Here is a 12,330-nt window from a genome sequence, read left to right on the forward strand (position 1 = left end):
TATTTGAAAAATATTATTTAAATATGGATGAATTAGTCCATCACTTGCTTATCTACTTATCTACTTATCTACTTATTTACTTATTTACTTATTTATCGAAAGTTTAGACTTCAAAGCTCAAAGTATTTAATCGTAAAAACCTATTCTCTTTATTTCGTAGATTCAAGTTTTCAATCGATTTAATACAAGCAAGTATATATACAGAATATTTATCCGACCAATCAATCAATTACTCACAATATCTAAAACATAAGTACATACGATAACGAAAAATACCTCTTTATAGGGTATAATTGACAAATAAAGGCTACATTTAAGTTGAATAAGACGATATAGGCATAGAAATAAAAGATTTAACATTGAAATAAAATAAATTTAAATAAAATGTTAAGTAAAAATTGCCATTTTTAACAGCCAATTTCACAAAGGCTTACACGATGAAAAATCTACTTTTAATTGATGATGATAAAGAATTAGTATCCTTATTGGCTGATTTTCTAACGTCAGCGGGATTTAATATAGAAGTTGCTTACGATGGTGAGCAGGGGTTATCTAAAATACTAAGTAAAAATTATAATCTGATCCTATTAGATATAATAATGCCTCGTATGAATGGGTTTGAAGTATTAAGGCTATTACGGCAAAAAAATGACACGCCAGTGTTAATGCTGACCAATAAAAGTAATGAAAAAGATATACAACTTGCTTTAGAAATGGGCGCTGATGATTACATATCAAAACCTTTCAGTGAGCAAGAACTACTCAAACATATTCAAGCAGTATTACGTTATACAGAATATAAAACAGGTAATACTGACAATAAAGTAAGTCATATGGATATTGAATTGTTCCCGACTCAACAACAAATCACCTGCCAAGGCTTTACTATTGAATTAACCTCTACAGAGTTATTATTATTAGAAAAATTTCTAACGTACCCAGGGAAACTATTAACAAGATCAGATCTTAGTGAACAGATTTTAGGCAAAAAATTACAACCATCAGATCGTAGTATTGATATGCATTTAAGTAATTTGAAACGTAAAATTCCAATTCGTTTAGATGGCCAATTACGAGTTAAAAATATTCGAGGTAGAGGATATATTTGGTTAGATGAACAAGAGCCAATAATGCAAAGTGGTTGACTTACCTGAGCTATATAACCCCTTTACCATTCAAAGTATAAATTCAGCAAATGATGAAGTGAACAAATGCTAGACAGAAAGAGGAAGATCTAACGGGTTAAATCGACACTTTCTAACAACGGAGGTGTTTATTTCATCGCTTGTCTTCTAGTTCGTTAGCTTCAAAACCAACTCTGCGTTGCAACCTTCGATAAGGGCAGATTATTGTCATCATGGTGAGTCTTGATTTGGAGTTCAAGCTAACGACTTAATAATGCATCTTGATTGGTAACGGATATCGCTATTAAAAAACAACTCTATATAGCACCTAAAGAATGATTAACTGATGGTATTTATCATTGATAGGTGAATGGCTCTAATCGACAAAATAGCTCAGCTATTTATTGTGATTGGTATAAAATAACGCCTTGTCGATTTTAGCGATATTACATCAACCACAAAAGTAGAGTTTATAAATGATTGAAGTTGCATTGTACGAACCAGAAATCCCACCTAACACGGGTAATATCATCCGCCTATGTGCGAATACCGGCTGTGTATTGCATTTGATTGAACCACTTGGTTTTGATTTAGATGAAAAAAAAGTAAGACGTGCTGGGTTAGATTATCGTGAAATGACCAATGTTTTCATACATAAAGACTTTGATAGCTTTCTAAAAGTCGTTGAAGGTAAGCGTTTGCTAGCTTGTACAACTAAAACAACCACCTATCACCATAATGCAAACTTTCAAGATGGCGATGTATTACTATTTGGTCCTGAAACACGTGGTTTACCAGCAATAATATTAGATGCATTACCATTAGAACAAAAATTACGTATCCCTATGAGAGCCGAAAGTCGCTCGATGAACTTATCCAATGCTGTTTCTGTATTTGTTTATGAAGCTTGGCGTCAGCTAGATTTCCCGGGTGCAGTATAAATAAACGGGTATAACTCTCATTTATTAATATGGATGCGCTTATACCGACAAGATTAATTAATAGAATTCATTTTATTGTTATCATAATACTATTAACGGTTTATACACTTAAGTGTTGAACCTGTATTTAAAAATGATTGGAGTTTAAATGAATAACAAAGTGATGGGTTTAGTACTGATCGTTTTCGGTATTATATTATTTTTATGGGGTTATGACGTCTACCGTTCGCAAGAGATTGAAGCGAGTAGCGTTATTCCTCCACTTCGAGCATGGGTTGGCATGGTAGTGGGTGCGATTAACGTTTTTGTTGGAGTGTTAAAGCTAAAATCAAAAGCCTAACCTCTCATAGCTAATCCAAAATTGAAATGTCGTTAAACGGCAATAAAGCAATGCGTCATAAAAAATGTAGTCATAAAAAATGTTGCCATAAAAAATGCAGCCATAAAAATACCACAATAAAAAGGAGAGCTATCGATAGCTCTCCTTTACTATTTTTATCTTGGTTCTAACATTTGCACTAATAACTGCACGGTTCTTTGTCCTCTAAACTCATTAACATCTAAACTATAAACACAAAAAACTTCCTTAACAGATAAGTTCGGCCATGCTTCTGGATCAATGTTAAAAGCAATGGCATCAATTAATTTATCACCTTGTTGTAATACCATTTTTAAATGTTTCAGACCCACAATTCGCTGTTGTTTTAATTCAAACACACCGTCAAAAATAGGTGCAGGAAAGCCTTGTCCCCATGGCCCTGCATCACGTAATTCTTGTGCAATACTTAAATCAAACTGGTCTGCTGCTAATTGTCCATCCGATAAAATAACATTTTGTAATAAATGTTCTTCAACCTGTTCTTTTAAAATAGCGTTTAAGGTGTCATTAAATAAATTAAAATCTTTTTCTAACAGGCTTAACCCTGCAGCCATTGCATGACCACCAAACTTCAAAATGACACCAGGAATTTTTTTATCCACTAGATCCAACATATCACGAATATGCACACCAGGGATCGAGCGAGCAGATCCTTTAATTTGTCCATCATTCGCACGTGCAAAGGCAAAGGTTGGGCGGTAATATTTCTCTTTAATTCGTGATGCGACTAAACCAATCACACCTTGATGCCAATCAGCTTCAAATAAACATAACGCCAATGGTAAATTATCTTGGTCTATAGAAAGTTTTTGTAAGCTCACCATGGCCTCTTGCTGCATGCTTTGTTCTATTTCTCTGCGAGATAAATTAAGCGCATCAAGCTCTGTTGCTAATGTATTTGCTCGCAGATGATCTTCGCATAATAGTAATTCAACACCATGGCTCATTTCATCTAAACGCCCTGCTGCGTTTAACCTTGGTCCTAATGAAAACCCTAAATCAGTTGCCACTAGTTGTTGTTGATTACGTTTAGCAACTTGAATCAACGCACTAATTCCAGGACGACAAAATCCCGCTCTAATACGAGCGAGTCCTTGATGTACTAGTGTTCGATTATTTGAATCTAATTTAACGACATCAGCTACCGTACCCAAAGCAACAATATCTAAAAAATCAGCTAAATTAGGTGCAGGGAAGTGTGTAAAACAACCCTTTTCTTGCATTAACGATTTTAAAGATAACATCACATAAAATGCAACGCCTACACCCGCTAAGTTTTTACTTGGGAAGTCACATCCAATTTGATTCGGATTAACAATAGCATCGGCAATAGGGGTTTCGTCACCTGGTAAATGGTGATCAGTAACCAACACTGAAATACCCAACTTTTTAGCATGTGCAACACCGCTAATACTGGAAATACCATTATCCACTGTCATTAATAAATTTGCGCCTTGTTGTGCAGCAAGATCAACAATTTCAGGACTTAATCCGTAACCGTAATCAAATCTATTCGGGATTAAATAATCTATATTTTGAAAGCCTAGTGCTTTTAAAGACAGGACACTTAATGCAGTGCTCGTTGCACCATCTGCATCAAAATCACCAATAATAATTATTTTTTGGCGAGTTAGGTAAGCTTGATACAACAATTCACAAGCATCACTCATTCCCTTTAATTGATTCGCATGAATCAATGTTTTGGTACTGTTATCTAATTCGCTATCAGCTTTAATGCCTCGACTAGCATAGAGTTGAGTTAATAATGGAGAGCAAGATAATGACAATAAACTACTATCATGTTGAAGGCGTTGTTGTACTTGTGTTGTTATTTCTGAAGACATAAAAAACTGCACGATAAGGGATTATCAATGCAGTTTATTATGAATGGAGCAATAGCTGAAGTATTACTCTATTTTTTTTGTTCTATTGCTTGCAGTAAATTATCAGCAGGTAAGTAACCAGGCATCATTCTACCGTCTTCTAAGAACAACGTTGGTGTTCCCGTAATACCTAAAGCAACACCTAAGTTATATTGGTCAATAACATTATTGTCACAGGTAACTGGTTTAATACTACGACGTTTTTTTGCTTCATCCATTGCTGCTTTTTGATCATCCGCACACCATACTGAGACCATAGTACGGTACGCATTGGAGTTAACACCGCCACGAGGGAAAGCAAGGTAACGAATAGTAATGCCTAACTTATTATAATCAGGAATTTCAGAGTGTAACTTCTGACAATAAGCACAACTTGTATCAGAGAAAACAGTGACAACGTGCTTTTCATTCTCTGCTTTATAAACAATCATGTCTTTTTCAAAATCTTTGATTTTTGCAAAATGTTCAGCAGTGTTAGCTTTGCGTATTGCAGCAACCTTTGAGCTGGTTAGGTTATTCATACTATTATCTAAATCGAAAATGTCGCCATTTAATAAATATTGACCATTTTCACTAATGTAATAAATAGCCCCTTGGCTAACGATTTCATACAACCCTTTTACAGGTGATTCACTAATAGAATCCACGTCTACTTTTAATGATTCCAATTTTTTGATTAATGATTCATTTACTTCGTTCGATGCAGCAGCAAAGCTGCTTGAGCTAATGAGCACCCCCACAATTAATGCGCTTACACTTTTTTTAACGTTAAATATGGACATGATGACCCCTGAAAAATTAAATTAATGACGATTGATTATGCCTACCTTAATGCATAAAGTGAATGGCAATTGGCCATATTCGCAATATCTTAAATAACATTGGCTTAACATTTTATTCAAGACTCTGTGAGAAATCATTTTTGGCATTAGTTTCTATTAATTTCTTATCTACATTTAAATAGACAAGAATAGCTAACCACAAAATAATTATTATATTATGGCTATATTAGGCACGAGGATGATGTTCACTGTGCAATGCTTTTAATCTATCTTTAGCGATATGAGTATAAATTTGCGTAGTGGATAAATCACTATGACCTAACAACATTTGTACGACACGTAAATCAGCCCCATAGTTCAGTAAATGAGTCGCAAAAGCATGGCGCAATACATGTGGAGATAATGACTCTTTATCAATACCAGATAATTGTGCATAAAATTTAATCCGATGCCAAAAGGTTTGTCTGACCATTTGAGAACCACGACGGCTCGGAAATAACACATCACTACTCTGGCCAGATAATAACGCAGAGCGCATTTCTTCAATATAACGCTCTAACCAATACACAGACTCTTCACCTAAGGGGACTAATCTTGTTTTATTACCTTTCCCCGTGACACGTATCACGCCTTGTTGTAAGTTTATTTCTTCCATGGTTAATCCCACCAGCTCAGAAACACGTAATCCTGTCGCATATAACACTTCTAACATGGCTTTATCTCGAAACTGTACGGGATCATTTAGTTCTGGTGCAGATAACAAGGCATCCACTTCAGATTCAGATAAGGACTTAGGTAACGGTTTAATTACTTTAGGGCTTTCCAGCTTTGAACTGGGATCATCGCTACGTATTTTTTCTCGACATAAGTATTGATAATAACGACGAATAGCACTCATCAAACGGGCCGTAGAGGTGTTTTTATAATCAATTTCACCTTGTAAACGTGCTTCAAAATAATCGCTTAAATGTTTTTCACTCGCATCACTTAATACAACCTCTTCTTTTTGTAAGTAAATTTCTACTAAACTCAAGTCATGACGGTAGGAATCTAAGGTGTTTTTGGATAATCCTCTCTCTAACCAAAGAGAATCTAAAAATTGTTCGATGCTTAATACTTCCATTCCAACGGCCTTAACGGTAAATTAGCGCCTCTTTTATTTTTCTTCAAAAGGTCACATATGAAAATCGGTTTATTTTATGGTTCTAGCACTTGTTATACAGAAATCGCTGCAGAAAAGATTCAAGCAGAGCTAGGTGAATCATTAGTTGACCTATTTAACATAAAAGATGATGGTTTAAGCAAGATAAATGATTACGATATTGTTATTTTAGGCATATCAACTTGGGACTTTGGTGAACTTCAAGAGGATTGGGGTAAGTTATGGGATCAAATTGATGGGCTTAGTGTGAGTGGTAAAATTGTCGCTATTTTTGGATTAGGTGATCAGGATGGTTACAGTGAATGGTTTGTTGATGCAGTCGGTATGCTGCACGAAAAGTTACTACCACAACAACCCAACTTCATTGGTTACTGGCCAACTGAAGGTTATAACTTTGATGCATCTAAAGCACTCTCTGAAGACGGAGACTATTTTGTAGGATTAGCTTTAGATGAAGATACACAATATGAATTAAGTGATCAGCGAATAAGCGATTGGTGTTTGCAAATTTTAGAAGAGATGCAGGTTTTACTGTAACCCCTCTCCCCCACTTTAATACAACAAACCTTCAGGTGAAAACTTGAAGGTAAGCAATCTATTACCTCTTTCATACCACTTGTCGTTTATTACCCCATTTAAGACTTGGTTTTATAGTCTATGATTATAAAGAATATTTAAAGTCACTGTACCACGGCACAACGCCTGAAAAAGCGAATAACATTTTATAATGTTGCTGCATAAACAAATCTCTTAAAAGAACAAATTCGAATAAAACTGTAATTTAATTACAAGTCATCAAACAAGTTGATGTGAATCAACTTTTGTACATAGGCATTTGTTAAACTAAGCACTAATTCATCACGGGGTAACTTCTAAGATGCAAGTAGACAATCGCACTAACAAGCTTTTAGCTTATCAAATAACAAGCAAGCCTCAGAACATTGCTGACAATAAAATAAGCAACGCTTTTTTATCTGACTCTTATCTTGCGACCAATACAAGCCTGTTTATTGTCTTGTTATTTATGGCCTACTTTTTAAACCCTCAACAGAATACGCATTTTAACATTATTTTTTAATCACTAACGGTAAAGGTAAATCTTTATGACTAATTTAAACGAAGCATTTGTATCAGCATGGGAAGGTTTTGCAGGTGACGCTTGGAAAACTGACGTTAACGTTCGCGACTTTATACAACAAAATTACACACCATTTGATGGTGATGAAGGCTTCCTAGCGGATGCAACACCTGCAACAGATACGTTGTGGGAAAAAGTAATGGAAGGCATTAAACTAGAAAATGCAACACATGCCCCTGTTGATTTTGATACAGACGTTGTTTCTACTATTACTGCTCATGATGCAGGTTATATTAACCAAGACTTAGAAACGATTGTTGGCCTACAAACTGAAAAACCATTAAAACGTGCGCTTATCCCTAACGGTGGTATTCGTATGATCGACGGTTCTTGTAAAGTGTACGGAAAAGAATTAGACCCAACTATTCGTAAAACTTACTCTGAATACCGTAAAACACATAACCAAGGTGTATTTGATGTTTACACTGGTGACATTCTTAAATGTCGTAAATCAGGTGTATTAACAGGATTACCTGATGCATATGGTCGTGGTCGTATCATTGGTGATTACCGCCGTGTTGCTTTATACGGTATCGATTACCTAATGACTGAAAAAGCAGCTCAGCATAAAAGCTTGGAAGCTGAACTTATCGCAGGCACTTCATTAGAAGATACAATGAAGTTACGTGAAGAGATCTTCGAACAGTATCGTGCACTTGCGCAAATGAAAGAGATGGCGGCTAAATACGGTTCTGACATTTCAGGTCCTGCACAGAATGCTAAAGAAGCAATCCAATGGACTTATTTTGGTTACCTAGCAGCAATAAAATCTCAAAATGGCGCGGCAATGTCATTTGGTCGTACAGCGACGTTCTTAGACATTTACATTGAAAAAGACCTAAAAGCAGGCGTCATTACTGAAACTGAAGCACAAGAGTTAATCGATCATCTTGTAATGAAATTACGTATGGTACGTTTTCTACGTACACCTGAATATGATGACCTATTCTCTGGCGACCCAATTTGGGCAACAGAATCAATCGGTGGTATGGGTGTTGACGGTCGTACATTGGTGACTAAAAACTGTTTCCGATTCTTACATACTCAATACACTATGGGTCCTTCTCCAGAGCCAAACATTACTGTTTTATGGTCTGAAGCATTACCAATTAACTTCAAAAAATACTGTGCAAAAGTGTCTATCGATACCTCATCTATCCAGTACGAAAATGATGACTTAATGCGTACTGACTTTGATAATGATGATTACGCTATCGCTTGTTGTGTATCTCCGATGATTGTTGGTAAACAAATGCAATTCTTCGGTGCACGTGCCAACTTAGCAAAAACATTGTTGTACTCCATCAATGGTGGTGTTGATGAAAAATCTAAAATGCAAGTGGGTCCTAAAACATTACCAGCGATCACCTCTGAAATTTTAGATTATGATGAAGTTTATTCTAACCTTGATCACTTCATGGATTGGTTAGCAGAACAATACGTGACTGCACTTAACTGTATTCACTACATGCACGACAAATACAGCTACGAAGCGTCACTAATGGCACTTCATGACCGTGATGTTGAACGTACAATGGCTTGCGGTATTGCGGGTCTATCAATTGCTGCCGATTCACTAGCTGCGATTAAATACGCAAAAGTACGTCCAATTCGTGATGAAGATGGTATTGCAACAGACTTTGAAATCGAAGGTGATTACCCTAAATTTGGTAATAACGATTCACGTGTTGATGATATTGCTTGTGAGCTTGTTGAAACGTTCATGAAAAAAATCAAATCACGTCCAATGTATCGTAATGCACGTGCAACACAGTCAATTCTTACTATTACATCTAACGTTGTATATGGTAAGAAAACAGGTAACACACCTGACGGCCGTCGCTCTGGTGCGCCTTTTGCTCCAGGTGCAAACCCAATGCACGGACGTGATGAGAAAGGTGCTGTAGCATCACTAACATCGGTATCTAAACTACCGTTTGCTTATGCTCAGGATGGTATTTCTTATACTTTCTCAATCGTACCAAACGCATTAGGTAAAACGGACGATTCACAAAAATCTAATCTTGCTGGTTTAATGGATGGTTACTTTAAGCACACACCTGAAATTGAAGGTGGTCAACACTTAAACGTAAACGTAATGAACCGTGAGATGCTATTAGATGCAATGGAATATCCTGATAAATATCCTCAGTTAACCATTCGTGTATCAGGTTATGCAGTGCGATTTAATTCATTAACTGCAGAACAAAAACAAGATGTGATCACGCGTACTTTTACAGCTAAACTGTAAGAGTCACGATAAAAAGATTAACTTTTGGTTAGCCTGCTATAATTGAAAAAGGTTTCATTCTTCGGAATGAAACCTTTATTTTTATCAACCAGTTTCTTTTTATTAAAACAACAGTATTTATCTATATTAACTTTGAATTCATTCGATGATAAACAACAAGAGTTAATACAAATAATTATATTCATGAGGTTATAAAATGTTAGTCACTGGACGAGTACACTCGGTAGAAACCTGCGGCACCGTTGATGGGCCAGGGATCCGCTTTATCATTTTCTTGCAGGGATGTTTAATGCGTTGTCAGTATTGCCATAACCGTGATACCTGGGATACAGAGGCGGGTAAAGAGATGACCGTTGAAGAACTAATGAAAGAGCTGCTTCAATATCGTCATTATATGGAAGCATCTGGCGGTGGTATTACTATTTCAGGCGGCGAAGCGATGCTTCAACCTGAATTTGTTTTAGCCATGTTTAAAGCATGCCGTTTAGAAGGTATCCACACTTGTTTAGACACTAACGGCTTTGTTCGTAAAATAGATGAGACTACAAAAGAAATTCTTAATCACACTGATTTAGTCTTATTAGATATTAAGCAAATGGATAATAAAAAACATATCGATTTAACCCATGTTAGTAATAAATACACGTTAGAGTTTGCTAAATATTTAGCCGAACACGATCAAGCGGTATATCTACGCTATGTTGTCGTGCCTGGGATTACAGATAGCTTGAAAGATGCACATTCGCTGGGTCAATTTATTCAACCGATGAAAAATATAGAAAAAATCGAAATGTTGCCTTACCACGAGTTAGGTAGACATAAATGGATTGAAATGGGCGAAATTTATCCTTTAGAAGGCGTGCATGCCCCCACCAGAGAAACAATGGTTGCCGTACAAGATGTACTCTTACAATATCATAACAGTGTTATTTTTTAGCTTTTAAGTTTAATTACAACTTAAGGTTTATCTTAGATAAAACATTATTTATGACTGGTATTTTTTAACTCCTCGTCATAAATAGTCGTAATTCCTGATTAAGGCAGTGTAAACTGTCTTTCTCTTGATACTCACTTTCTATTTTAAAGCAGTAAACTCTATGACGCCTTTCATTTGTCCGCTATGCCAAAGCACATTCACGCAAACTAATAACACTCAAATTTGCCAAAATAATCATCACTTTGATATTGCAAAAGAAGGTTATCTTAATTTATTACCTGTACAGTCTAAAAGCTCTAAAAACCCAGGTGATAATCAAGAGATGATGATGGCAAGACGTGCTTTTCTGAATACTAGCGGTTACTTACCACTCGCGGAAAAAGTAGCGCAAATAAGCCAGCAATATTTGGAGGGTGTGGAAAACGCGCAAATTTTAGATTTAGGCTGTGGCGAAGGTTATTACACGGATATTATTCATCAACGACTTCCACAACATAATATCTGTGGCATTGATATATCTAAAGTGGCTATCCGTTACGCCGCTAAACGCTATAAAAAGATCCACTTTTGTGTCGCTAGTGCTTATCAAGTCCCGCTTATAGATGAAAGTGTTGATCTAATGACGCGTATTTACGCACCTTCAAAAGCACAAGAGTTATTACGCTTAATAAACAAAAAAGGGTATTTAATAACAGTGACCCCTGCCCCACGGCATCTGTATCAATTACGTGAAGCGATTTACGATAATGTGAATGACCATGCTCAAGAGAATGAAGCAGTAACAGGTTTTACAAAAATAGAACAAATAGGGCTAAATTATGAGTTAATGATTGACCAGACTCAGCAATTAAAAAACCTGATCAACATGACCCCCTTTGCTTGGAAGTTTACGCCTGAGAAGCTAGCGGATTTGCTTAGCTTATCTCAATGGAAAATAGAATGTGATTTCAATATTGAAGTCTTTCAAAAAGATTAAATCAATTCATTATTATATAAAAAGTTATCTCCTCCTTTTCTAAACCCTTTATTTAACAATTTAGCAAGATCGATAAACCGAGGTTTATCGATCATCACATGTAATCCAGGTTGCTTACCATTTAATACCCCTGCTATTTCAATATACCAAGTAAACAATTGTGGTGAGAGTATTTGTTGAGAACGCTTACCTAACCATAAAAGACAATGCACTGGTAAACCAATCAAAAATAAAATAAAAGTAGCCGTACTTGCCCAAGAAAAATAAAGAGGGAAAATAATATAAAGAGAAGCGACTAATACAATAAAAAGCGGGAAAATTTTAATCAGCAATTGTGTATAGCAAATCATTTTACTATCAATAAATAACGAGTATAGGCAGTTTTGTTTAGGCCATGTTTTTAAATATTGATCGCCTTTTTTTAATAAATCAAAAAACGTAAACAATTAAATTCTCCTCTAAAAACTTCAATAAATAGACACACAAATCATAGTCAGTTTAATACAAAAAATATATTTGTCTTAAACTTGATTTGAAATAACTTTTTATTCAATTGTCATTTGTAATTTTATTACATAAATGTAAGATAAAAACTATAATTTAATGTGCGTAATGTAACTAAGCAACATAAATAAGCCAAAGTAACTCAATCAAATTAACTAGATAAAAGTAACTAGGCAAAGCAAAGAAGCATTACTTAAATTGTCTCTAATTATTATACCTTAGCTTAATATCGAACATTGCTTTGATATTTTTG

At 35.5% G+C, this 12,330-nt stretch carries 11 protein-coding genes; 7 read left to right on the forward strand and 4 right to left on the reverse strand.

Annotated elements, in window-relative coordinates; all coding sequences use genetic code 11:
- The first annotated feature begins 437 nt into the window (after nucleotides 1–437).
- The 3 genes from GQR59_RS13700 (at nucleotide 438) to GQR59_RS13710 (ending at nucleotide 2,405) form a co-directional block, all read left to right on the forward strand.
- On the forward strand, nucleotides 438–1,145 hold the full coding sequence (locus GQR59_RS13700) for a response regulator (RefSeq protein WP_160063608.1): 708 nt from the start codon (nucleotides 438–440) through the stop codon (nucleotides 1,143–1,145).
- A gap of 455 nt (nucleotides 1,146–1,600) precedes the next feature.
- Complete coding sequence (trmL, locus tag GQR59_RS13705; protein WP_160063610.1) at nucleotides 1,601–2,065, forward strand: tRNA (uridine(34)/cytosine(34)/5-carboxymethylaminomethyluridine(34)-2'-O)-methyltransferase TrmL; 465 nt, start codon at nucleotides 1,601–1,603, stop codon at nucleotides 2,063–2,065.
- 148 nt (nucleotides 2,066–2,213) lie between these two features.
- Nucleotides 2,214–2,405, forward strand: a complete 192-nt coding sequence (locus GQR59_RS13710; protein ID WP_160063613.1) for a DUF3185 family protein — start codon at nucleotides 2,214–2,216, stop codon at nucleotides 2,403–2,405.
- Between the two features lie 155 nt (nucleotides 2,406–2,560).
- Here GQR59_RS13710 and recJ read toward each other — a convergent pair whose 3' ends face one another.
- From recJ to xerD, 3 genes are all read right to left on the reverse strand, one after another.
- Nucleotides 2,561–4,288: a single-stranded-DNA-specific exonuclease RecJ gene (gene recJ, locus GQR59_RS13715; RefSeq protein ID WP_160063614.1), complete on the reverse strand. Its 1,728-nt coding sequence runs from the start codon at nucleotides 4,286–4,288 to the stop codon at nucleotides 2,561–2,563.
- A 68-nt stretch (nucleotides 4,289–4,356) separates the two neighbouring features.
- Nucleotides 4,357–5,109 (reverse strand): bifunctional protein-disulfide isomerase/oxidoreductase DsbC, encoded by a 753-nt coding sequence (dsbC, locus tag GQR59_RS13720; RefSeq protein WP_160063616.1) that lies wholly within the window; start codon nucleotides 5,107–5,109, stop codon nucleotides 4,357–4,359.
- 226 nt (nucleotides 5,110–5,335) lie between these two features.
- On the reverse strand, nucleotides 5,336–6,232 hold the full coding sequence (xerD, locus tag GQR59_RS13725) for a site-specific tyrosine recombinase XerD (RefSeq protein ID WP_160063618.1): 897 nt from the start codon (nucleotides 6,230–6,232) through the stop codon (nucleotides 5,336–5,338).
- Nucleotides 6,233–6,289: 57 nt separating this feature from the next.
- Between xerD and fldB the strand changes: the two genes are divergently transcribed.
- The 4 genes from fldB (at nucleotide 6,290) to rlmA (ending at nucleotide 11,573) form a co-directional block, all read left to right on the forward strand.
- Nucleotides 6,290–6,808 (forward strand): flavodoxin FldB, encoded by a 519-nt coding sequence (gene fldB, locus GQR59_RS13730; protein WP_160063620.1) that lies wholly within the window; start codon nucleotides 6,290–6,292, stop codon nucleotides 6,806–6,808.
- A gap of 566 nt (nucleotides 6,809–7,374) precedes the next feature.
- Nucleotides 7,375–9,660: a formate C-acetyltransferase gene (gene pflB / locus GQR59_RS13735; RefSeq protein ID WP_160063622.1), complete on the forward strand. Its 2,286-nt coding sequence runs from the start codon at nucleotides 7,375–7,377 to the stop codon at nucleotides 9,658–9,660.
- 196 nt (nucleotides 9,661–9,856) lie between these two features.
- On the forward strand, nucleotides 9,857–10,597 hold the full coding sequence (gene pflA, locus GQR59_RS13740) for a pyruvate formate lyase 1-activating protein (protein WP_160063623.1): 741 nt from the start codon (nucleotides 9,857–9,859) through the stop codon (nucleotides 10,595–10,597).
- Between the two features lie 160 nt (nucleotides 10,598–10,757).
- Nucleotides 10,758–11,573, forward strand: coding sequence for a 23S rRNA (guanine(745)-N(1))-methyltransferase (rlmA, locus tag GQR59_RS13745; RefSeq protein WP_160063625.1), 816 nt, complete (start codon nucleotides 10,758–10,760; stop codon nucleotides 11,571–11,573).
- Here the strand turns inward: rlmA and yfbV are convergent.
- A complete protein-coding gene (gene yfbV, locus GQR59_RS13750) occupies nucleotides 11,570–12,019 on the reverse strand; it encodes a terminus macrodomain insulation protein YfbV (protein WP_160063627.1) in 450 nt (149 codons plus the stop codon). The genes rlmA and yfbV overlap by 4 nt on opposite strands.
- Nucleotides 12,020–12,330: the final 311 nt, after the last annotated feature.

Origin of the sequence: Psychromonas sp. L1A2, assembly GCF_009828855.1 — a bacterium.
Taxonomy (GTDB): Bacteria; Pseudomonadota; Gammaproteobacteria; order Enterobacterales; family Psychromonadaceae; genus Psychromonas.